Here is a 21,484-nt window from a genome sequence, read left to right as displayed (position 1 = left end):
ATGGTCGAGGGGATCGAGGCGGCGCGCGCGGCGCTCGCCGCCGGCCGCCCGGCCTTGCTGTGGCACCGGCGGGTGGCGGACACCGAAACGCCGGTCGCCGCCGCGCTGAAGCTGATCGAGCCGGGACGCGGCGACTTCCTGCTCGAATCGGTCGAGGGCGGATCGGTGCGCGGGCGATACAGCCTGATCGGGCTGGCGCCCGACCTGGTGTTCCGCGCGACGGGCGCCGAGGCCGCGGTCAACCGCCGCTGGCTGACCGACCGCGACGCGTTCGTCGCGTGCGAGGCGCCGGCGCTGGAGGCGCTGCGCGCGCTCGTCGCCGATTGCCGCGCCGAGGTGCCCGAAAGCCTGCCGCGCGCGCTGGCGTGCCTCGTCGGCTATTTCAGCTATGAGACGATCGGGCTGGTCGAGACGCTGCCGCGTCCGGCCGAGAACCCGGTCGGCGTGCCCGACATGATGTTCGTGCGCCCGACGGTGCTGCTGGTGTTCGACCGGCTGGCCGACACGCTGTTCTTCGTCGCGCCGGTATGGCCCGAGGGCGGCCGCGACGGCGAGGCGCTGATCGAGGCCGCGGCGGCGCGGATCGAGGCGGCGAGCGCCAGGCTGGCGCATGCGACGCTGCCCGCGCCGGTACGCGCCGAGCCGGTGCCGGTGGCGCAGACGCCGGTGCTCGAACCCGGCCGCTATGCCGCGATGGTGGCGCGCGCCAAGGACTATATCGCCGCGGGCGACATCTTTCAGGTGGTGCTGGCGCAGCGCTTCACCACGCCGTTCACGCTGCCGCCGTTCGAGCTTTATCGCGCGCTGCGGCGCGTGAACCCCTCGCCCTTCCTCTATCACCTCGACCTGCCGGGCTTTGCGCTGACCGGATCGAGCCCGGAGATCCTGGTGCGCGCGCGCGACGGCGAGATCACGATCCGCCCGATCGCGGGAACGCGCCCGCGCGGCCGCACCGCCGCCGAGGACGATGCCAATCGCCAGAGCCTGCTCGCCGATCCCAAGGAGCGTGCCGAGCACCTGATGCTGCTCGATCTGGGCCGCAACGATGTCGGCCGCGCCGCCGCCGCGGGCAGCGTGCGCGTGACCGACAGCTATGCCGTCGAGTTCTACAGCCATGTGATGCACATCGTGTCGAACGTGGTGGGACAGCTTCGCCCCGGCGCCGACGCGCTCGACGCGCTGTTCGCGGGCTTTCCCGCCGGCACGGTGAGCGGCGCCCCCAAGGTGCGCGCGTGCCAGATCATCGCCGAGCTCGAGCCCGAGACGCGCGGCCCCTATGCCGGCGGCGTCGGCTATTTCTCCCCCGACGGGTCGATGGACAGCTGCATCGTGCTGCGCACCGCGCTGGTGAAGGACGGCGTGATGCACGTCCAGTCGGGCGCGGGCATCGTCGCCGACAGCGACCCCACCTATGAGCAGCGCGAGTGCGAGGCAAAGGCGGGCGCATTGTTCGCCGCCGCACGCGAGGCCGTGGCGCAGGCCGCCGAGGCCGATTTCGGCCAGTAGGACCGGAGCCGCGGGATCTTAGCCGGCCGACGGGACTTCGGCCTTAGGGACGGCTGCGGCGACGGCACGGGCGGGGGCGATCCCCCGCCCCGCCCGGCACCGCTTCCGAAAGCGTCGCGCGATCAGGGAACGTCGGTGCGGCGCATCTCGCGCGCTTCCTTCGCCTCGCGGTCGAGCCGCTCCTGCGCCCATTGCTGGATCATCTTGCGCGTGCAGCCGGTCTGCGCAGCGACGCCCACCGGTGAGCACGATCCCGGCAGCCCCGCGCTGGCGGCGCCGATTTCCTCGACCGTTTCCATGCGGCGCGTCCAGGCGGTGCCCTTCGGGCTCTGATCGGGCTGTTCGCGGAAGCGCTTGGGAATGCGATAGGGCGATTCGCCGGCGTTCGCGCACACGACGATCTCGTCGGGCGCGGCGGGCTTGGGGCAGGCCTCGTCCCCGTAAAGCAGGATCGAGCGCACCCGGCGCGGCGGCGCTTCCTGGCCGGTCGCGGCAGGCGTGGTCTGAAGCGGTGCGGGGCCGGCGGCAAAGGCGGCGGCGATCAGCAGGCTGGCAAGCATTCGGTCTCCTTAAGGTGGCGAGGCCCCTGTTCGCCCTTCGCAAAGCCCCGTAGCGCGAAGCGAAAGGCTTTGCAGCCGATTGCGGCGCGCGCGTGGCAGCGGCGTTGCGGGCGGATTGTCGTCGCGCGCCAAAGGGCCTAACGCGCAGGACATGATCCTGGTCATCGACAATTACGACAGCTTCACCTGGAACCTCGTCCATTACCTGATGGAACTGGGCGCCGAGGTGCGGGTGGTGCGCAACGACGCGCTTTCGCCGCGGGAGGCGATCGCGAGCGGCGCGCAGGCGTTCCTGATCTCCCCCGGCCCGTGCACGCCGAACGAGGCGGGCATCAGCCTCGACCTAGTCGGCGCCTGTGCCGAAGCGGGCAAGCCGTTGCTGGGCGTGTGCTTGGGCCATCAGTCGATCGGCCAGCATTTCGGCGGCAAGGTCGTGCGCGGCGGGCTGATGCACGGCAAGACCAGCCCGGTCACGCACGACGGCACGGGGCTGTTCGAAGGCATCCCCTCGCCCTTCACCGCCACGCGCTACCACTCGCTGATCGTCACCGACGTTCCCGACACGCTGGTGGTCAACGCGACCGCCGGCGACGGATCGGTGATGGGACTGCGCCACCGCACGCTGCCGATCCATGGCGTGCAGTTCCACCCCGAGAGCATCGCCACCGAGCACGGCCACGCGATGCTGGCCAATTTCCTGCGAATCGCGGGAATCGCCGCCAAGGGCGTGCCGGCCGCCGCCTGACACCGACGCCGCGCACCCCGTCCCCGCGGTGCCGATGCGGCCTCAGCCCGGCGGCCCCGGCGCGGGCTCAGAGCGTGCGGCGCATCCAGCGCGCGGCATCGCCATAGCCGGCAAGCGCCGCGGGCGTCTCGGCCGGAGCGACATAGGCAAAGCCCTGCGCCGCCCAGAACCGGTCGGCGCCGTTGATCGCGGTGAGCGTGATGTCGCCGAACCCGGCGGCGCGGGCGAGATCGCACACGAGCGCCACTGCGGCCGCCCCCGCCCCGGTGCCGCGCGCGGCAGGCAACAGCGCGATGTCGTGGAGATAATAGGTGTCCGCGTCCTGCGGCAGCGCGCCGAGCATCGCGCCGAGCGCCGGCGGATGGTTGCGCACCCAGGGATGCGTGACGAGATAGCCCGTCACCCGGTCCGCATCGCCCGCGGCGGTGCCGAGATGGACATGGCAGCCCGCCGGATAGAGGCGGAGGCGTTCGGCATAGACCGGCGGCGCCTCGGTATAGGCGCCGTGGACCGAATCCGAGATCGCGGCGACCGCATCCAGATCCTCAACGCGCATCGGGCGCCAGCCGCCTGCCATTCCCACCATCTCCCGCATCCAGGCCGGACCGCGCCGGCATCGTCAAAACGCATCGCCCTCCCGCCCCCGATCGCCGCGCCGGCACGGAAGGGCTCGACTTGTCGGCGGCGGAACGGAATAGAGGCGCGGTGACCACCTATTCGTTCCTTCCCGATCCCGCCAGCCCGCTCGCGCGCGAAACCGCGGCGCAGGCCTTTGCCGACATGCTCGACGGCAAGGTCGACGAGGCGGCGATCATCGCCTTTCTGATCGCGCTGTCCGAGCGCGGCGAGACGAGCATCGAAATCGCCGAGGCGGCGCGCGCGATGCGCGAGCGGCTGATCCCGATCACCGCGCCCGCCGGGGCGATCGACGTGTGCGGCACCGGCGGCGACGGGCACCACACGCTCAACGTCTCGACCGCGGTGAGCCTGGTCGTCGCGGCGTGCGGCGTCCCGGTGGCGAAGCACGGCAACCGCGCCGCATCGTCCAAGGCGGGTGCGGCGGACACGCTGGAGGCGCTGGGCCTCGACCTCGACCGCGCGGCGGCGCGCGCCGAGGAGAGCCTGAACCGGCTGGGCATCGCCTTTCTGTTCGCCCAGCACCACCATCCGGCACTGGCGCGGCTGGGGCCGATCCGCCGCAAGATCGCACGCCGCACGATCTTCAACCTGATGGGGCCGCTCGCCAACCCGGCGCACGTCACGCGCCAGCTGATCGGGATCGCGCGACCCGACTATGCGCCGATCTATGCCGAGGCGCTCGCGCAGCTCGGCACCGAATGCGCGGCGGTGATTTCGGGCGAGGAAGGGCTCGACGAGCTTTCGACCGAGGGGGTGAGCATCGCGGTCAATGTCGGCACCGCGACGCTGCCCGGCCGGATCGTTCCCGAGGATGCCGGATTGCCGCGCCATCCGCTCGCCGCGATCCGCGGCGGCGACCCCGCGTACAACGCACTCGCGCTGCGCCGGCTGTTGCAGGGCGAGCATGGCGCGTATCGCGACGCGGTGCTGCTCAACGCCGCCGCCGCGCTGATGATCGGCGGCGCGGCCGACACGCTGACCGACGGCGCCGCGCGCGCCGCCGAGGCGATCGACAAGGGCCTTGCCAACCGGCTGCTCGACTGCTGGATCGATTTCGTATGACGACGATGCTCGACACCATTCTGGAGACCAAGCGCCGCGAGGTCGCCGAACGCCGGCGCGCGCCGCGCGAATACCCCGCCCCCACCGCGCCGCGCGGGTTCAAGGCCGCGCTCGACGCCAGGGTGGCGGCGGGCGGGTTCGGGCTGATCGCCGAGATCAAGAAGGCGAGCCCGTCCAAGGGGCTGATCCGCGCCGATTTCGATCCGCCCGCGCATGCCCGCGCCTATGCCGAGGGCGGTGCGGCGTGCCTGTCGGTGCTGACCGACCATGATTATTTCCAGGGACATGAGGACTATCTGATCGCCGCCCGCGCGGCCTGCCCGCTGCCGGTGCTGCGCAAGGACTTCATGGTCGATCCCTGGCAGGTGGGCGAGGCGCGCGCGATGGGGGCCGACGCGATCCTGATCATCGTCGCCGCGCTCGACGACGGGCAGATGGCGGAGATCGAGGCCGCGGCGATCGAGGCGGGCATGGACGCGCTGATCGAAGTGCACGATGCAGCCGAGCTCGAGCGGGCATTGCGGCTCAAGTCGCGCCTGATCGGGGTGAACAACCGCAATCTCAAGGACTTCAGCGTCGATCTTCGTCGCACCTATGAACTGGTTCGGCTCGCGCCGGCGGGATGCACCTTTGTCGCCGAGAGCGGGCTGACATCGCGTGCCGACCTCGACGCGATGGCGGCGCATGACGTGCGTTGCTTCCTGATCGGCGAGGCATTGATGCGCCAGCCCGACGTCGCGGCGGCCACGCGGGCGCTGATCGGCTGAGGCGCCTGCGCGGTGCGGTAGGGAATCCACAACCATCCGTCTTAACCGCGCCTTCAGCAACGCGGTCCAGAGTCCGGCACGGGCGCTGGGATTAGACCAAGAATGTACCAGTTACTGGGATCGGCAACGCTGTTTTCGCTGCTGCCCGACATCCATTCCTCGACCGACCTCCCCGATCCGGCGGCGTGCGATTTCGAATCGGCGGCGATCGAACTGGCCGAGGACGAGCATGGCTGTGCGGTGCTGTGTCTGGGCGCGCACGCCGCGACGCTGAGCCTGCCCGCCGCCGAGGCGCTGGCCGCCGCGCCCGAGGCGACGCTGCGGCTGGCGACCGGCGAACGCATCGCCGGACGGATCGAACCCGGCGACAACGCGCGCGCGCTGTTCCGTTATGCCGAGCCGATCGACGTGGTGGGCGTGCTCGCGCGGACGCTTGCCGCGCTTCCCGCCGACCGCCGGCGGATGCCGCGCGTCGCGATCTGGCACAAGGCGACGCTCCGGTGCGGCGACGACACCGATTTCGTGCTGGTGCGCAACATCTCGCAGCGCGGCGTGGGCATCGAGACGAGCCGCCCGCTGGCCGAGGCCGACAATGTGCAACTGCTGCTCGACGCGCTGACGCCGCTGAGCGGCACGGTGCGGTGGGTGAACGGCCGCCATGCCGGGCTGGCGCTCGACGACGAGATCGGCTGGCAGACGCTGATGCCGTGGCTCCGCGCGCTGCCGAAGCACAGCCAGCCGGCCGCGCCGGTCGACGGCGCCGAGGCAGGGGCGATCATGCCCGACCTGCGCGCGATCCGCATCGACCTGCCCGTCCGGCTGCGGCGCGGCGTGCAGTGGTGGAACGCGCGCGCACGATCGCTGACGCGCAACCTGGTCGAGCTCGAGACGCGCGCCGGCTGTGCGCCGGGCACGAACCTGTGGGTGTCGTTGCCGGGCATCGGCGGCGGCCCCGCCAATGTGATCGACGCAGCCCCCGACCGGCTGCTCTGCGCGTTCCGCCTGCCGCTTCCCGAACGCGCGATGGGGCTGGCGCGGGGGCATCTGAGCCACGACTGACCCGAGACGACGCGCGAACACGCGGCATCGCTTGACAGCGCACGGGAACATTGCGTAAACGTTCCTCGTCTGTTCTGGACGGAGGACCTGGATGCTCACGCGCAAGCAGCACGAGCTCATCTGCTTCATTGCCGATCGACTGGCCGAGACCGGGGTTTCGCCCTCGTTCGAGGAGATGAAGGATGCGCTCGACCTCAAGTCGAAGTCGGGGGTGCACCGGCTGATCAGCGCGCTGGAAGAGCGGCAGTTCATCCGGCGCCTGCCCAACCGCGCCCGCGCGCTGGAAGTGCTGCGGATGCCCGAGCGTCCCGAGGCACGGAAGGGCCATGGCAGCGCCCGCGCCGCCGCGGCGTCTCCTGCGCCTGCGCCCGCCGCACCCGAGCCGCCGCGCGCCGCCAACGACGTCATCGAGATCCCGCTGCACGGGCGGATCGCGGCGGGTACGCCGATCGAGGCGCTCGAAGGCTCGTCGATGCTGCCGGTTCCCGCGGCGCTGCTGGGCGCGGGCGATCATTATGCACTCGAGGTATCGGGTGACTCGATGGTCGAAGCGGGGATTCTCGACGGCGATTATGCGCTGATCCGTCGTACCGAAGTCGCGCGCGACGGCGAGATCGTGGTGGCGCTGATCGACGACAGCGAGGCGACGCTCAAATATTTCCGTCACGAGGGCGCGATGATCCGGCTCGACCCGGCGAACCGTGCCTATGACGCGCAGCGCTATCGCCCCGATCAGGTGCGCGTTCAGGGCCGGCTGGCCGGGCTGCTCCGCCGCTACTGAGGCTGGGGCGCCCCCGGCCGCCGGTGTGCGCGGGCCTGGGGCGCGACTTCGGCCGGAAGCACACGCAGCGGGCGTTCCCACGGATGCCCGGCGCCGGTGCGGACGGTGGCAAGGCGTGCCGGAAAGCGGATCGCCACCCCGCCCGTCCGCGCCAGCAGCGGGCGATCGAGCCGAAGCCAGCGCGGCACGCATCCGCGCGGCAGGGCGCGGTCGCTGACGACGAGGTCCGCCGCGGCGCAGAGCGGCAGCAGCTGCTCCCGCGCGATCGGATAGGGGCTTCGCGTCGCGACCACGCGCCAGCGCCCGTCCGGACGAACGATATCGACGACGCACAGATCGGGGCTGCACCGCGCCTCCGGCAACGGATCGAACGCATCGAGTGCGTCGAAGGGCGGTGGGCTGCCCGCGCTTTCGCCGAGCATCGTGCGGACATAATCGCCCGCACGCTCCCGCAGCAGCCGCACCGAACCATCGGCGGCACGCAGGGCGACGTGGCGGCCGTCGCCGGTGACGATGAGGTCGGGCGGCGGCGTGGCGACGGCCCAGAGCGCTCCGGCAAGGATCGGCGCCGCGCCCAGCAGGCGCAATCGTGTCCGCCACAGCGCGAGCCACAACCCGCCCGCGACGATCAGCGCGAATGCCCCGCCCGGCATGGCGGGAAGGCTGGCGTTGGCGCCGGGCGCTGCGGCGACGAGATGCGCGAGCCCGAGCAGCAGGCCAAGCGCCCTGCCCGCCACCCACCAAAGCGGCGCCCCCAGCCCGGCCAGATCGAGGAGCAGCGCCAGCGCCTCGACGGGCATGATGACGAAGGTGGTCAGCGGGATCGCGACAAGGTTGGCGACCGATCCGTAGAGCCCGCTGCGATGGAAATGGAACAGCGCGATCGGCGTCAGCGCCAGTTCGACGACGATGCCGGTGACGAGCAGCCCGGCGAGCGCACGCCCCCAGCCGGCAAGCCGCCCCTCGTCGCGTGCGGCGAACCAGCGTTCGATGCGGGGCGATTCGTGGAGCGCGACGATCGCGGCGACGGCCGCAAAGCTGAGCTGGAAGCTGGCGCCGACCAGCGAGGCGGGTGCGACGAGCAGCACCACCACCGCGCCGGCCGCAACCAGGCGCAGCGTCATCGCCTCACGCCCCAGCACAAGCGCCAGCAACACGAGCAACGCCGCGACGCACGACCGCAGCGTGGGCACCTGCGCGCCGGTGAGCCAGGTATAGCCGATCGCGGCGGCGGCACCGGCAAGCGCCGCGACCAGCGGCAGGCGGACGCGCAGCGCAAGGCCGGGCACGAGCACGAGCAGGCGGAGCGCGATCGTCATCGCCGCGGCGGTGACCGCGCTGACATGAAGGCCGCTCACCGAAAGCAGATGCGCGAGCCCCGAACGGCGCATCGCCTCGGCATCTTCGGCGGCGATCGCCCCTTCATCGCCGGTCGCCAGCGCCGCGGCGATCCCCCCGGCGCTGCCGGGCAGCCGGTCGAGAATGTGCGCGGTGAGCGCGGCGCGCAACCCCGGCCCCTGCGCGGGGGACGCGACGACGAGCACCGGCGGATCGAGCGCCCGCCCGACCGCCCCCAGTCCGTCGAACCAGGCCGCGCGCGCAAAGTCATAGGCACCGGGCACCGCCGGCCCCGGCGGCGGCATCAGCCGCGCGCGCAGGGCGATACGGCTCCCCGCGACGATGCCCGCCCCCATATCGGCAGCCGCGACATTGACGCGCACGCGCGGCGGCAGGTCGCCCCGCCCGACCGGCGCGAGCGTCAGGCGGACGAGATCGCGGGCGACGAGCGACTCGACGCGTTCGACCCGCGCCTCGAACCGCACGATCGCGGGGCGGGCGAGCACCGGGGCGGCGACCCATTCGGCGCGCGTCCAGGCGAGCAGGCATCCGGCGGCGGCGAGCAGCGCGCCGACTCCGACCAGCCGCGACAGGCGTCCCCCGCGCGGAAGGAGTGCCGCCGCCAGCGCTAGCGCCGCCATCGCCGCGAGAAATCCGCACCACCGCGCAGAATCGGGCAGGACGAACCAGGCGAGCACGCCCGCGCCGAGCACGACGGGTATCCACAGAACGATCTGGTCGCGCTCGCCGTCGAGCCAATGCTCGACGCGCGCCGCCGCCCGCTGGCAAACGTCGCGGACCCTCCCCATTTGTAGGGACGGGAACCCCGTGCTAGGGGCCTCGGCGGCTGATCTGGCCATCGAATAACCAGTCTGGGAGCATGCGCGGTTGAGCGCAACATCTGAAAGCGGCGCCCGGCGCGTCGTCACCCGTTTCGCACCTTCGCCGACGGGTTTCCTCCACATCGGCGGTGCGCGCACCGCGTTGTTCAACCTGCTTTACGCACGCCATCATGGCGGCAGCTTCGTGCTGCGCATCGAGGATACCGACCGCGTCCGATCGACGCAGCCGGCGATCGACGCCATCCTGGACGGGATGAAGTGGCTGGGCCTCGAATGGGACGGCGAGCCCGTCTATCAGTTCGCGCGCGCCGCTCGCCATGCCGAAGTCGCGCACGAACTGCTCGCGCGCGGGCACGCCTACAAGTGCTTCGCGACGCCCGAGGAGCTCGAGGCGATGCGCGAGGAGCAGAAGGCGAAGAAGCTGCCGCTGCGCTATGACGGCCGCTGGCGCGACCGCGATCCGTCCGAGGCGCCCGCCGGCGCGCCGTTCGTGATCCGGCTGAAGGCGCCGCGCGAGGGCGCCGTGACGATCGTCGACGAGGTCCAGGGGCCGGTGACGGTCAACAACGCCGAACTCGACGATTTCGTGCTGCTGCGTTCGGACGGGACGCCGACCTATATGCTCGCGGTCGTCGTCGACGATCACGACATGGGCGTGACGCACGTCATCCGCGGCGACGACCATCTGAACAACGCCTTCCGCCAGCTCGCGCTGATCCGTGCGATGGGCTGGCCCGAGCCCGTCTATGCGCACATCCCGCTGATCCACGGTGCGGACGGCGCCAAGCTGTCGAAGCGGCACGGCGCGCTGGGCGTCGATGCGTATCGCGATTCGCTGGGGATCCTGCCCGAAGCGCTGTCGAACTATCTGCTGCGACTCGGCTGGGGCTATGGCGACCACGAGATCATCAGCCGCGAGCAGGCGATCGAATGGTTCGAGCTGTCGGGCGTCGGAAAATCACCATCGCGGTTCGATTTGAAGAAGCTGGAGAACCTGAACGGTCATTACATCCGCGAGGCCGACGACGCGCGGCTCGCGGCGCTGATCGCGCCGCGGCTGCCGGTCACGCTCGACGACTCGCAGCGCGATCTTCTGCGCCGCAGCATGGGTGTATTGAAGCCGCGTGCCGCGAATCTCGTGGAACTCGCCGAGGGCGCGATGTTTCTGTTTCGCACTCGCCCACTGGGATTGGACGAAGATGCCCAGGCTCTGCTAGGGCCGGAGGCACGCACGCTCCTGACCCGTGTTCATACGGCGCTTGACGCGCTCGTAAGCTGGGATACGGAGGCGATTGAAGCAGCGGTACGCACCGTTGCCGAGGATGCGGGTGTCAAGCTCGGGGCCGCAGCGCAACCTTTGCGGGCGGCGTTAACCGGACGGCGCACTTCGCCCGGTATCTTCGACGTCCTTGCGCTGCTGGGACGGGACGAGAGCCTGGCCCGCATCGCTGACCAGATGACCAAGCCCGACTGAACCCGGGCAAGATAGGGACAATGAGTATGAGCGACACCGCAAAATTGCAGGTAGCGGGCAAGGACGGCGACTATCCGGTCCTGACCGGCAGCGTCGGCCCCAGCGTCGTCGACATCCGCAAGCTCTACGCCCAGACGGGCATGTTCACCTACGACCCCGGCTTCACCTCGACCGCTTCGTGCGAGTCGGGCCTGACCTATATCGATGGTGACGAGGGCGTGCTGCTCCACCGCGGCTATCCGATCGGGCAGCTGGCCGAGCATTCGAGCTTCATGGAAGTTTCGTACCTGCTGCTCAACGGCGAGCTGCCGAGCCAGGACGAGCTGAAGAAGTTCACCCACACGATCAGCCGCCACACGATGCTGCACGAGCAGCTCGCGACCTTCTATCGCGGTTTCCGCCGCGACGCGCACCCGATGGCGGTGATGTGCGGCGTCGTCGGCGCGCTTTCGGCCTTCTATCACGACTCGACCGACATCACCGATCCGCACCAGCGGATGGTCGCCAGCCACCGACTGATCGCAAAGATGCCGACGATCGCGGCGATGGCGTACAAGTATTCGGTGGGTCAGCCGTTCCTCTATCCGAAGAACGACCTGAGCTATACCGGCAACTTCCTGCGCATGACCTTTGGCGTTCCGGCCGAGGAATATGAAGTGAACCCGGTTGTCGAGCGCGCGCTCGACCGCATCTTCATTCTTCATGCCGATCACGAGCAGAATGCGTCGACTTCGACCGTTCGTCTTGCCGGTTCGTCGGGCGCCAATCCGTTTGCGTGCATCGCGGCGGGCATCGCCTGCCTGTGGGGCCCGGCGCATGGCGGCGCGAACGAGGCCGCGCTCAACATGCTGCGCGAAATCGGCCGTCCGGAGCGCATCCCCGAGTTCATCGCACGCGCCAAGGACAAGAACGATCCGTTCCGCCTGATGGGCTTTGGCCACCGCGTCTACAAGAACTACGACCCGCGCGCGACGGTGATGCAGAAGACCGTCCGTGAAGTTTTCGACGCGCTGAAGGTTTCGGACCCCGTGTTCGAAGTCGCCCTGCAGCTCGAGGAAATGGCGCTGAAGGACGATTACTTCGTCGAGAAGAAGCTGTTCCCGAACGTCGACTTCTATTCGGGCGTCATCCTGTCGGCGATCGGCTTCCCGACGACGATGTTCACCGCGCTGTTTGCTCTTGCCCGCACCGTGGGCTGGGTCGCGCAGTGGAACGAGATGATCTCGGACCCCGCCCAGAAGATCGGTCGTCCGCGTCAGCTCTACACCGGCCCGACGCAGCGCGATTACGTGCCGCTGAGCCAGCGCTGATCGCCCGATCGCGTTCGATCCAGGGGGCGTCGCCGGGAGGACCGGCGGCGCCCCTTGCCGTTTGGGCGCCCCAATGCCCGGCGGATCGGCGCAATCGCCCCCGCTTTCACGGCCGTTCGGCGCCCTTCCCCGTCGTTCGGGCGCAAAAGGGGCGACGAATCGCGCCATTCGCAGGCACGCGATGACATGGTAGGAAATCGCGCATGTTCGACCGCCGCCAGACGCTCCGCCTGATCGCGCTGGGCGCCCCCGCGACGCTGATCGCGCGCCCCGCCGCCGCCCGCCCGCGCACGATCGAGGCGTGCGTCGTCGCCGATGCGGCGAGCGGACGGATCATCGCGCGGACGGGTGCCGCCGCGACGCGCTTTGCCCCCTGTTCGACCTTCAAGCTGCCGCTGGCACTGATGGGGTTCGACGCCGGGCTGCTGACCGACGCGCACCATCCGGCATGGCCCTATGATGCCGCGCGCTTTCCCGACGCGCGCGACACCGACCGGACGACCACCGACCCGACGCGGTGGCTGGCCGAGTCGGTGGTGTGGTATTCGCAGGCGCTGACGCAGCGGCTGGGGATGGCGCGGTTCCAGCGTTATGTCGACGCGTTCGGCTATGGCAACCGCGACCTGCGCGGCACGCCGGGGCGCGGCGACGGGCTGACGCGCGCCTGGCTGAGCAGTTCGTTGCAGATCTCGCCCGACGAGCAGCTCGGCTTTGTCCGGGCGATGCTCGCGCACCGGCTCGTCGGGGAAAAGGCGCACGCGGCGGTCGAGGCGATCACGCCGCGGTTCGACGCCCCCGGCGGCTGGAGCGTCCACGGCAAGACCGGATCGGGATGGCTGCAGGACGCGCGCCGCACGCCGCGACGCGACACGCCGCTCGGCTGGTTCGTCGGCTGGGCCGAAAAGGACGGGCGACGGCTGGCCTTTGCCCGGATGATCGCGGGCGCGGCGATCGGCAGCGGCTATGGCGGGCCGGTCGCGCGCGACCGGTTGCTGGCGGAAATCGGGACGATCGCGCGGCGCTGAGCCGCCGCCCCGCCGGTCAGTCGCGCCAGGGCAGCGTGAAGACGAAGCGCGCGCCCATTCCCGGCGCGCTGTCGACGAGCAGGTCGCCCCCCATCGCCCGCGCGAGTCGCCGCGCGATATAGAGGCCGAGCCCGCTGCCGCCGGGTTCGCTGGGATCGACGCGGCCGAACTTTTCGAAGATGCGTTCCTGATCCTCGGGCGCGATGCCCTTGCCCTGATCGGCGACGATCACGCAGGCGACATCGCCCTCGCGCTCGAGCCGGATCCACACCATCCCGCCCGGCGGCGAATAGCGCACGGCATTGCCGATCAGGTTGACGAGCACCTGGAGCGCGCGGCGGAACTCGCCCGTGGCGGGCAGGCTTTCCTCGGCCGCGGGACGGTCGATCCGCACGTTCGACTGGGCGGCGCGCACCGCGAGCAGCCCCGCCGCGCGGCGCGCGACATCGGCAAGGTCGACGGGTTCGGGGTCGATCGTGAAATCGGGACGCTCGATCGCCTGGAGGTCGACCAGATCCTCGACAAGACCGAGCAGATGGCGCCCGGCATTGGCGATGTCGGTCGCATATTCGGCATAGTCGGCGCGCAACGGCCCCTCGGTCTGCGCACCGATGCTGTCGGCATTGGCGATGATGCGGCTGAGCGGCCCGCGCAACGCACGGTCGAGCCGCTGGCTGAACGAGTCGGGAAAGCCGCCGAAGGGCTCGCTGGCGGCGGGTACGGGCAGATCGACACGATCGGCGGCGCCGCCCGCGGGTTCGAGCATGTGCGTCGCGCCGACAAAGCCCGCGAACCGGCCCGACGGATCGGTGCGCGGCGTCGCTTCGAGCCGGACCATGCGGCCGGTGCCGCGCAGTTCGGCACGCTGGCCGTCGAAACGCGCGAGCGCGGCGACCGCGCTGAGGATCGGCAGGTTGCCGGCATCGTCCTGTTCGAGGCTGAACAGCCGGGTGAGCGGCTGGCCGAGCATCGCCATCGCGTCGAAGCCGTAGCGCGTCCCCGCCTCGACCGAGAGATAGGTGATGCGCAGCGCCGCATCGGTTTCCCACACCCAGTCGGCGGCCGAGCGGAAAAAGTCGCCGTCGCGGTCCTGCTCGCCTTCGGGGGCGCGCCACGCGGTGCGCGCGCGCCAGCCGCTGACTTCGAGCCGGACGCCCTCTGCCCCCGGTTCGGCGCGGACCCAGAGTTCGAGATCGTCGTCGCCGTCGGCGGCGATCACGCTGCGCGACACCGCCACGCCGAGCCGCAGCGCCAGCCGCGCGAGCGCGACGATCTGGGGCACCGCGAAGGGCGCGCCGACGCTGCCCCCCGCGCGTTCGTTGAGTTCGAGCAGCCGCGGCTCGCCGTCGAGCAGCCGCGCATGACGATCGAGCCGCGCGACTGCGACCGGAAGGCGCGGATCGTGCGCGTTCATGGCATCCCCGCGCGTTCGAGCGCGGCGAGCGCGGCGCGATAGGCGGGATCGAGCCGCAACGCCGCGAGCGCGTCGCGCGCGGCGCCGGGTTCGACCGCGGCGATGGTGCCGATCCTGTCGGCGAACCCTTCGAGATCGCGGCGCGGATCGGCCTCGCCCAGCGCGAAGCCGATCTGGGCAATCGCCTGACGCGGCACGTCGATCGCGCGCAACGCGACCCACAGCCGGTCGCCCGCGGGATCGAGCACCATGTCGCGCACGATCGCATAGTCGACACCGACCGCATGGGCGACGAGCGCGATGAACAGCACGAGCTGACGGTCGCCGAGCACCTCGACGAGCATCTGCGGCACTTCGAGCGGCTGGGGGTCGATCGCGGCGGCGAAGCGGAGCGCCGCGGCCTCGAGCCGTTCGCCCTCGTCATAGGCGGTAAGGCTGCGCAGCGCGGCATCGGACAGCGCGCGGTCGAGCTTGCCGAGCCCGTCGGCGGCGATCGACGCGACGCGTTCGCGCAGCGCGGCGGCGACCCACCACAGCAGCCGGTGATGGAGTTCGGCGGGCAGGTCGCTGTGCTGGAGCGGCCCCGATTCGAGCCCGGTGCGGCGGCGGTTTTCGGCGACCAGCACCGCCATCGCCGCGGCGGCGAGCACGCGATCGGGATGCTGGACATAACGGTTGATGAGGCTGGGGCGATCGGGCTCTTCGGGCGCGGCCATCGGCAGCGCGCCCGCCAGCGCATCCTGACGGACGCGCGCGATGAGTTCGCCCATCAGCTCGCGGTCGCGCAGCAGCCCGGCGCGCGCGAGCCGCGGCAGCACCGAATCGCCCGGATCGAGCAGCGCGTCGGACAGCGTGCCTTCGCCGCGCGCGTTGAGCAGCCGGGCGGCGCGGCCGCGCAATTCGCCCTCGAAGGTTTCGACCAGCGCATGAAGCAGCGCGGCGAGCGCGGCGCGCGTGCGTTCGTCGAGCCGGGCATGATCGGGCAGGAAGAAATCGTCGATCGCGATCGTCAGATCGTCGCGCGCAGCCGAGGGCGAAGCCGCCGCACGGGCAAGCAGCTCGTTGACGCCGGCGGCATCGCCCCCGCGCAAGTCGACCTCGGTGCCAGACATGGACCCCGGACTAAGCAAACAATGTTAAGACGAGCCTAAGCCTTTTCGCGCAGCCCCTCAACCGCGGCGCCGAGCGTGACGAAGCCATAGAGCGCGACGAGCGCAAGCCCCAGCGCGGCATGGCCGACGAGCGCGAACGGCGCGAGCAGGACGAGCTGTGCCCCCGCGCTGCTCCACCAGGCGCGCGGCGAGGCGGGGATGCGCTCGACGAGCCATTGCGCGCCGATCGCGACGAGCGCGAGGACGAGCGGCGCCACCCCCTGCCCCCCGCGCCAGCCGGCATGGGCGAGCGCGAGCGCGACCGCAGCGGCAAGCCCGAGCTGTGCCCATTCGTGCGCGGCGGCGCGCTGTTCCTCGCCGCGCAGCGCGGCAAGCCCCGCGCCGAGCGTGAGCAGCAGCACCGCGAGCAGCGCGACCAGCGCGCCCGCCCCGGCATAGCCCGCGACGATCGCGCCGACCGCCCCCGCCCCGACCAGCCCGGCCGCCGCCGACACGCCCCAGCCGGGCAGCGTGCGCGACACGAGTTCGGGCAGCAGCCGCCGCGCGACGGGGGTGAACAGCCAGCGATCGGCCCAGTCGTGGCGGCGATCGGTGATCGCGGCGATGACGCCGGTGCTGCGCGAGGCCAGCGCCTCTGCGGTGCGTTCGACGGCATGGCCCGCGCGCGCCCAGCCGGGGGTGAGCGGAACGAGTTCGGCACCCGATTGCGCGGCGACGCGCAGCAGCGCCGACTGGAAATCATAATCCTCGGGCATGTGCGCGATCTCGGCGAGCTGGGGCAGCGTGATCCGCGCGAGCCCGGCCCAGCACCAGCGCATGTCGAGCCGCTCGATCGCGGCGGGCGACTGCGCATCCTCGGTCACGAGCAGCGCCTGCGCGCCCTCGGCGGCGAGCCGCGCGACGACGGGCTCGCTGGTCACCATGCCGTCGGCCATCACGACGATGCGCGCGCCGTCGGGCAGCCGTTCGGCCGCCTCCTCGGCCGAGCGGACCATGTCGACCGCGATGTCGCGCTGCGCCGCGCGGTTGACCGCGGCGAGCAGCGCGGGCGTCATCCGCCCGACCGCGATCAGCACCCGTTCGGCCCCCGCGGCGTCGAGCAGCCGCACCTGATGTTCGAGCAGGCTCGTCGCGCCGAACGGCAGCGTCGCGACGAGCGACCCCGGCCGGTCGCTTGCCTCCTCGATTGCGAAAATCAGCCCCGCCAGCATCGTCGTTCGTTGCACCACCTTGCAGGAATTGCGGCCCGAAAGCCCATGGGTGAGCCCGGCGCGCGGTTCACGTCAATGCCCCGCCGCCCGGCCATGCGGATCAATAGCGCAGGAAGGGCGCGCGGCGTTCGCGCCACGCCGCCTCGTCGGCGCCCGCGAGCGCATCGAGATCGGCCGCGGTCGCCGCCGCGTCGTCGACCCATTCGCGCAGCCCCGGCCCGCCGTTGATGACGTCGATCGCCAGCCGGTCGAACACATATTCGTAGGGGAAGTCGCGCCACAGCGGATAATCGGGCGCGAGGCGGCGGATCGCCTTGAACCCCGCCGCCTGGAGCCGCCAGGGGCGGAAGGCCGCGTGATCGTAATCCGGCCCCTCGGCATGGATGAACACGCCCGCGCAGAGCCGGCCGACATGCTTGTGGAAGGTGGGCTGGAACCACATGTCGCGCAGCGTGCAGCCCGCCAGCCAGTGCGGCGCGAGCGCGCGCATCTGGGCGATCACCGCGCGCGCATCGAGATCGGGGGCGCCGAACAGTTCGAGCGGGCGCGTGGTGCCGCGCCCTTCGGACAGCGTCGTGCCTTCGAGCATCACCGTGCCCGCATAGGCGCGCGCCATGTTGACGTTGGCGGCGTTGGGGCTGGGGTTGATCCACGGCCGTTCGGGCGGCCAGCCGAAGCCCGGCGCGGCATCGGACGCCCAGCCCGCCATCTCGACGACGCGATAGTCGACATCGAGCCCGAACTGGTCGACGAACCACAGCCCGAGCTCGCCGAGCGTCATGCCGTGGCGCATCGGCATCGGCCCCGCGCCGACGAAGCTTTCCCAGCCCGACCGCAGCGTCAGCCCCTCGACGGGGCGGCCGGCGGGGTTGGGACGATCGAGCACCCACACCGACTTGCCGTGCCTGGCCGCGGCCTCGAGCACGTAGAGCAGCGTCGTGACGAAGGTGTAGATGCGGCAGCCGACGTCCTGGAGATCGACGAGCATGACGTCGAAACTGTCCATCGAGGCATCGGTGGGGCGCCGCACCTCGCCGTACAGGCTGAACACGGGGACATGATAGACCGGATCGGTGAAATCCGGCGATTCCATCATGTTGTCCTGAAGATCGCCGCGCACGCCGTGCTGCGGACCGAACAGCGCGGTGACGTTGACCCCCGCCGCGACGAGCGCGTCGAGCGAATGGGTGAGGTCGCGCGTGAGCGAGGCGGGATGCGCGAGCAGCGCGACGCGGCGGCCGTCGAGCGGCTTGCGCAGGTCGGGCTCGGCGAGGAGGCGATCGATTCCGAAAAGCATGACCATCAGTCTGCTGGCGGCAGTTGGCGCACAAAGCAATCGGGATCGTGGAAATCGGGGCGATCGCCGCGATGCGCGAGCGCCCAGTAGGACCGGGTGCCGTCGGCCTCCTCGATCACCGCGGTGATGCCGAGGCGGAGCGCGCCCGGCGCGAGCCCCGCGAGGCGGACCGACAGGATGACGGCATCGGCATCCCCGGCCAGCCCGATCGCCGGGGCCTGCGCCAGCGCGAGCGGCGCCATGCCGGTGCGCGGCGCGGCGAAGCGATAGGCGGCCCACTGGCCCGAGGGGGCGAAGTTGAACTCGGCATAGCCCGACGTGCCGTCGTCGGCGGCGGCGAACAGCTCGAGGCAGGTCGTCTGCCACAGCCCGTCGGTGCGATCGGGCGCGGCAGGCGGCGCGAGGCGCAGCGCCGCGACGGGCGCGGCGATGCGGTAGCGCAGTTCGAGCAGCCCGCCCGCGCGGGCGAGGCGACATTCGACCCCGGCGACGCGGCGCGGCGGGTGCGCGGGATGCGCGACGAGCCGGTCGGCGGGCGCGAAACGGCGGTGCGGAGGGTTCGACATGGCGGCCGTGCTGGTTGCGATGCGCCGGAACCTAGGCCGGGCGCGCGGCGATGGGAAGCGGCGGGCGCGGGAGCGTTTGGCGGGCGCGGTGCGTTGGCGGGCGAACCCGTTCGCAACGAAAGGCAGTTCCGATGCTCCGTTCCGCCCTGATCGGCCTGGTGGCCGGATCGCGTTCGATCACGCCGCTCGCCGCCGCCAGCATCGCCGCCGCGCGATCCGAATTGCCCGAACGCGACCGCGCGGTGCGGCTGCTCGGCCACCCGCTGATCGCCGCGGGCACGACCGCGCTGGCGATCGCCGAGATGGCGGGAGACAAGCTGGCGAGCGCGCCCGACCGGATCGACCCGCGCGGGATCGCGGCGCGGCTGGCGAGCGCGGGGATCGCCGGGGCCGCACTCGCCCCGCGCGGCCGGCGCGCGGCGGGCGCCCTGCTCGCGGCGGGCGTGGCGACGGCATCGGCCTATCTGAGCTTTGCCGCGCGGATGCGCGCGATCCGCGACCATGGCCGGCGGCGGACGGGCTTTGCCGAGGACGCGCTGATCGTCGCGGGCACGGTGGCGGTGATGCGCGGCGGGCGATGACGGGATGATGACGCCAAAGGGATGACTGGCGCCGCGGCATTGGCTATGGCCGCGGCACCATGACCGAATACAAGTCCGACCTGCTCCGCCTGCTCGCCCAGCGCGGCTATATCCACCAGATCACCGATCCCGCCGGGCTCGACGCGATCGCCGCGTCGCAGGTGGTGCCCGGCTATATCGGGTTCGACCCGACCGCGCCGTCGCTGCACGTCGGGCATCTGGTGTCGATCATGATGCTGCGCCAGCTCCAGCGCGCCGGCCACAAGCCGATCGTGCTGATGGGCGGCGGCACCGGCAAGGTGGGCGACCCCAGCTTCAAGGACGAGGCGCGCAAGCTGCTGGGCGAGGAGACGATCGCCCAGAACATCGCGTCGATCCGCCGCGTGTTCGAGAATTTCCTGACCTTTGGCGACGGCCCCACCGACGCGGTGATGCTCGACAACGCCGAATGGCTCGACGAGCTGGAATATATCCCGTTCCTGCGCGACATCGGCCAGCATTTCTCGGTCAACCGGATGCTGAGCTTCGATTCGGTGAAGCTGCGGCTCGACCGCGAACAGTCGCTGAGCTTCCTCGAATTCAACTACATGATCCTCCAGGCCTATGACTTTCTGGAGCTGTCGCGCAGCCAGGGCTGCCGGCTGCAGATGGGCGGATCGGACCAGTGGGGCAACATCGTCAACGGCATCGAGCTGGCGCGCCGCGTCGACGGCACGCAGGTCTATGGCCTGACGACGCCGCTGCTGACCAACGCCGACGGCACCAAGATGGGCAAGACGGTGGGCGGCGCGGTGTGGCTGAACCCCGACCAGCTTTCGCATTTCGATTACTGGCAGTTCTGGCGCAACACCGACGATCGTGACGTCGGCGTGCGGCTGCGGCTGTTCACCGACCTGCCGCTCGACGAGATCGCGCGGCTGGAGGCGCTGGCGGGTTCGGAGATCAACGAGGCGAAGAAGATCCTCGCGAACGAGGCGACCGCGCTGTGCCGCGGCCGTGCCGCCGCCGAGGAAGCCGCCGAGACCGCCCGCCGCACGTTCGAGGAAGGCGCCGCGGGCGCGGCCCTGCCGAGCATGAACGTCGCCGGGGGCACGATCGGCATCGTCGACGCGCTCGTCGGGCTGGGGCTGTGCGCCTCGAAGGGCGAGGCACGCCGCCTGATCAAGGGCGGCGGCGCGCGCGTCGACGGCGAGAAGGTCGAGGACGAGACGCTGGTGGTCACGGTGGCCGCGCCGGTGCGCGTCTCGGCCGGGCGCAAGCACCACGGGCTGCTGACCCCCGAGAGCTGACACCCGTGTAAATCCCTTTGCTTATGGGGCGTTAAGCAGCTTTCTTGCGATAGTTGCCGCCCCCTGCCCGGTGCGCGTCCTAAATGTAACGCATCAGGCTTGAGCGAGGGACATGTGGCACTGCTTTGGGGAAAAGGGGCAGCCGTCGACTCCCGCGTGGACCCGCGCGATGCGGTGGATCACCGCACGCGCATCGTGCGGGCGGACGGACAGGCGGCGGAGGCGCGGATCGTCAACCTGTCGCCGCACGGGCTGATGGCGCGATGCGACACGCCGGTCGCCGAGGGCGAGCGGGTGACGATCGCGCTGCCCGGGCTGGGCAGCGTGGCGGCGGAGGTCCGCTGGGCGCTGGGCGGACGGATCGGATGCCAGTTCGAGACCGCGGTGGCGGATGCGGCCTATCCGCAACTGCTCGCGGCGCTGCACGGGGGTGCGGGGCGGTAAGGCGGCGGCTGGTCCGGCGGGCGGGTCTTCGTGGTTTTTTGGGGGCTGTTCCGCCGCTGGCGCGGCGGCCCCTCCACCACCGGCCTGCGGCCGGCGGTCCCCCTCCCCGGCGGGGCCGGGGAGGAGTGGGTTGGGGCTTGGCGGGGGTGTTCCGCCGCTCGCGCGGCGGCCCCTCCACCACCGGCCTCACGGCCGGCGGTCCCCCTCCCCGGCGGGGCCGGGGAGGAGTGGGATTGGGGTCTTGGTGGGGCTGTTCCGCCGCTGGTGCGGCGGCCCCTCCACCACCGGCCTTGCGGCCGGCGGTCCCCCTCCCCGGCGGGGCCGGGGAGGATTGGGATTGGGGTCTTGGTGGGGGCCGTTCCGCCGCTCGCGCGGCGGCCCCTCCACCACCGGCCTTGCGGCCGGCGGTCCCCCTCCCCGGCGGGGCCGGGGAGGAGTGGGATTGGGGTCTTGGTGGGGGCC

General features: G+C 71.4%; 20 protein-coding genes. 12 read left to right on the top strand and 8 right to left on the bottom strand.

Going from position 1 to position 21,484, the window contains the following annotated elements; all coding sequences use genetic code 11:
• Nucleotides 1-1,506, top strand: coding sequence for an anthranilate synthase component I (trpE, locus tag ACT3CF_RS08875; protein ID WP_478421979.1), 1,506 nt, complete (start codon nt 1-3; stop codon nt 1,504-1,506).
• Nucleotides 1,507-1,628: 122 nt separating this feature from the next.
• Here the strand turns inward: trpE and ACT3CF_RS08870 are convergent, their stop codons facing one another.
• Nucleotides 1,629-2,066 (bottom strand): hypothetical protein, encoded by a 438-nt coding sequence (locus tag ACT3CF_RS08870; RefSeq protein ID WP_478421977.1) that lies wholly within the window; start codon nt 2,064-2,066, stop codon nt 1,629-1,631.
• A 151-nt stretch (nt 2,067-2,217) separates the two neighbouring features.
• On the opposite strand from ACT3CF_RS08870, the gene ACT3CF_RS08865 reads away from it, so the two are divergent.
• Nucleotides 2,218-2,811: an anthranilate synthase component II gene (locus ACT3CF_RS08865; RefSeq protein ID WP_478421975.1), complete on the top strand. Its 594-nt coding sequence runs from the start codon at nt 2,218-2,220 to the stop codon at nt 2,809-2,811.
• Between the two features lie 67 nt (nt 2,812-2,878).
• Here ACT3CF_RS08865 and ACT3CF_RS08860 read toward each other — a convergent pair whose 3' ends face one another.
• Nucleotides 2,879-3,397 (bottom strand): GNAT family N-acetyltransferase, encoded by a 519-nt coding sequence (locus ACT3CF_RS08860; protein ID WP_478421973.1) that lies wholly within the window; start codon nt 3,395-3,397, stop codon nt 2,879-2,881.
• Between the two features lie 119 nt (nt 3,398-3,516).
• Between ACT3CF_RS08860 and trpD the strand changes: the two genes are divergently transcribed.
• The 4 genes from trpD to lexA all read left to right on the top strand — a co-directional run bounded on the left by trpD (nt 3,517) and on the right by lexA (nt 7,119).
• Nucleotides 3,517-4,512 (top strand): anthranilate phosphoribosyltransferase, encoded by a 996-nt coding sequence (trpD, locus tag ACT3CF_RS08855; RefSeq protein WP_478421971.1) that lies wholly within the window; start codon nt 3,517-3,519, stop codon nt 4,510-4,512.
• Nucleotides 4,509-5,279 (top strand): indole-3-glycerol phosphate synthase TrpC, encoded by a 771-nt coding sequence (gene trpC, locus ACT3CF_RS08850; RefSeq protein WP_478421969.1) that lies wholly within the window; start codon nt 4,509-4,511, stop codon nt 5,277-5,279. The genes trpD and trpC overlap by 4 nt, the downstream gene beginning before the upstream one ends.
• Before the next feature lie 102 nt (nt 5,280-5,381).
• On the top strand, nt 5,382-6,338 hold the full coding sequence (locus ACT3CF_RS08845; protein WP_478421968.1) for a PilZ domain-containing protein: 957 nt from the start codon (nt 5,382-5,384) through the stop codon (nt 6,336-6,338).
• A gap of 91 nt (nt 6,339-6,429) precedes the next feature.
• Nucleotides 6,430-7,119, top strand: a complete 690-nt coding sequence (gene lexA, locus ACT3CF_RS08840; protein ID WP_478421966.1) for a transcriptional repressor LexA — start codon at nt 6,430-6,432, stop codon at nt 7,117-7,119.
• Here lexA and ACT3CF_RS08835 read toward each other — a convergent pair.
• On the bottom strand, nt 7,113-9,266 hold the full coding sequence (locus ACT3CF_RS08835) for a ComEC/Rec2 family competence protein (RefSeq protein WP_478421964.1): 2,154 nt from the start codon (nt 9,264-9,266) through the stop codon (nt 7,113-7,115). The genes lexA and ACT3CF_RS08835 overlap by 7 nt on opposite strands.
• Nucleotides 9,267-9,345: 79 nt before the next feature.
• On the opposite strand from ACT3CF_RS08835, the gene gltX reads away from it, so the two are divergent.
• The 3 genes from gltX to blaOXA all read left to right on the top strand — a co-directional run bounded on the left by gltX (nt 9,346) and on the right by blaOXA (nt 13,108).
• Nucleotides 9,346-10,773, top strand: a complete 1,428-nt coding sequence (gltX, locus tag ACT3CF_RS08830) for a glutamate--tRNA ligase (RefSeq protein ID WP_478421963.1) — start codon at nt 9,346-9,348, stop codon at nt 10,771-10,773.
• A 26-nt stretch (nt 10,774-10,799) separates the two neighbouring features.
• Complete coding sequence (locus tag ACT3CF_RS08825; RefSeq protein ID WP_478421961.1) at nt 10,800-12,083, top strand: citrate synthase; 1,284 nt, start codon at nt 10,800-10,802, stop codon at nt 12,081-12,083.
• Nucleotides 12,084-12,286: 203 nt separating this feature from the next.
• Nucleotides 12,287-13,108 carry a class D beta-lactamase gene (gene blaOXA, locus ACT3CF_RS08820; RefSeq protein WP_478421959.1) on the top strand — a complete coding sequence of 274 codons (822 nt, stop codon included), beginning with the start codon at nt 12,287-12,289 and terminating at the stop codon, nt 13,106-13,108.
• Between the two features lie 16 nt (nt 13,109-13,124).
• Here blaOXA and ACT3CF_RS08815 read toward each other — a convergent pair whose 3' ends face one another.
• The 5 genes from ACT3CF_RS08815 to ACT3CF_RS08795 form a co-directional block, all read right to left on the bottom strand.
• On the bottom strand, nt 13,125-14,522 hold the full coding sequence (locus ACT3CF_RS08815) for a sensor histidine kinase (protein ID WP_478421957.1): 1,398 nt from the start codon (nt 14,520-14,522) through the stop codon (nt 13,125-13,127).
• Nucleotides 14,519-15,634, bottom strand: coding sequence for a DUF2336 domain-containing protein (locus tag ACT3CF_RS08810; protein WP_478421955.1), 1,116 nt, complete (start codon nt 15,632-15,634; stop codon nt 14,519-14,521). The genes ACT3CF_RS08815 and ACT3CF_RS08810 overlap by 4 nt, the downstream gene beginning before the upstream one ends.
• 35 nt (nt 15,635-15,669) lie before the next feature.
• Complete coding sequence (locus ACT3CF_RS08805; RefSeq protein WP_478421953.1) at nt 15,670-16,845, bottom strand: zinc ribbon-containing protein; 1,176 nt, start codon at nt 16,843-16,845, stop codon at nt 15,670-15,672.
• A gap of 100 nt (nt 16,846-16,945) precedes the next feature.
• Nucleotides 16,946-18,142, bottom strand: coding sequence for an exo-beta-N-acetylmuramidase NamZ family protein (locus tag ACT3CF_RS08800; RefSeq protein WP_478422787.1), 1,197 nt, complete (start codon nt 18,140-18,142; stop codon nt 16,946-16,948).
• A 5-nt stretch (nt 18,143-18,147) separates the two neighbouring features.
• Nucleotides 18,148-18,708: a DOMON-like domain-containing protein gene (locus ACT3CF_RS08795; protein WP_478421952.1), complete on the bottom strand. Its 561-nt coding sequence runs from the start codon at nt 18,706-18,708 to the stop codon at nt 18,148-18,150.
• A gap of 131 nt (nt 18,709-18,839) precedes the next feature.
• On the opposite strand from ACT3CF_RS08795, the gene ACT3CF_RS08790 reads away from it, so the two are divergent.
• From ACT3CF_RS08790 to ACT3CF_RS08780, 3 genes are all read left to right on the top strand, one after another.
• The gene (locus ACT3CF_RS08790) at nt 18,840-19,289 is read left to right on the top strand and encodes a DUF4126 domain-containing protein (RefSeq protein WP_478421950.1); all 450 of its coding nucleotides are present in this window, start codon (nt 18,840-18,842) and stop codon (nt 19,287-19,289) included.
• A gap of 59 nt (nt 19,290-19,348) precedes the next feature.
• Entirely contained in the window at nt 19,349-20,578 is a 1,230-nt protein-coding gene (gene tyrS / locus ACT3CF_RS08785) for a tyrosine--tRNA ligase (RefSeq protein WP_478421948.1), read from the top strand.
• A 156-nt stretch (nt 20,579-20,734) separates the two neighbouring features.
• Nucleotides 20,735-21,022 (top strand): PilZ domain-containing protein, encoded by a 288-nt coding sequence (locus tag ACT3CF_RS08780; RefSeq protein ID WP_478421946.1) that lies wholly within the window; start codon nt 20,735-20,737, stop codon nt 21,020-21,022.
• Nucleotides 21,023-21,484: the final 462 nt, after the last annotated feature.

The sequence above is a fragment of the Sphingomonas chlorellae genome, assembly GCF_056485145.1.
The sequence above is the reverse complement of the archived record's forward strand: the minus strand, read 5'-3'. Positions and strand labels throughout refer to the sequence as shown.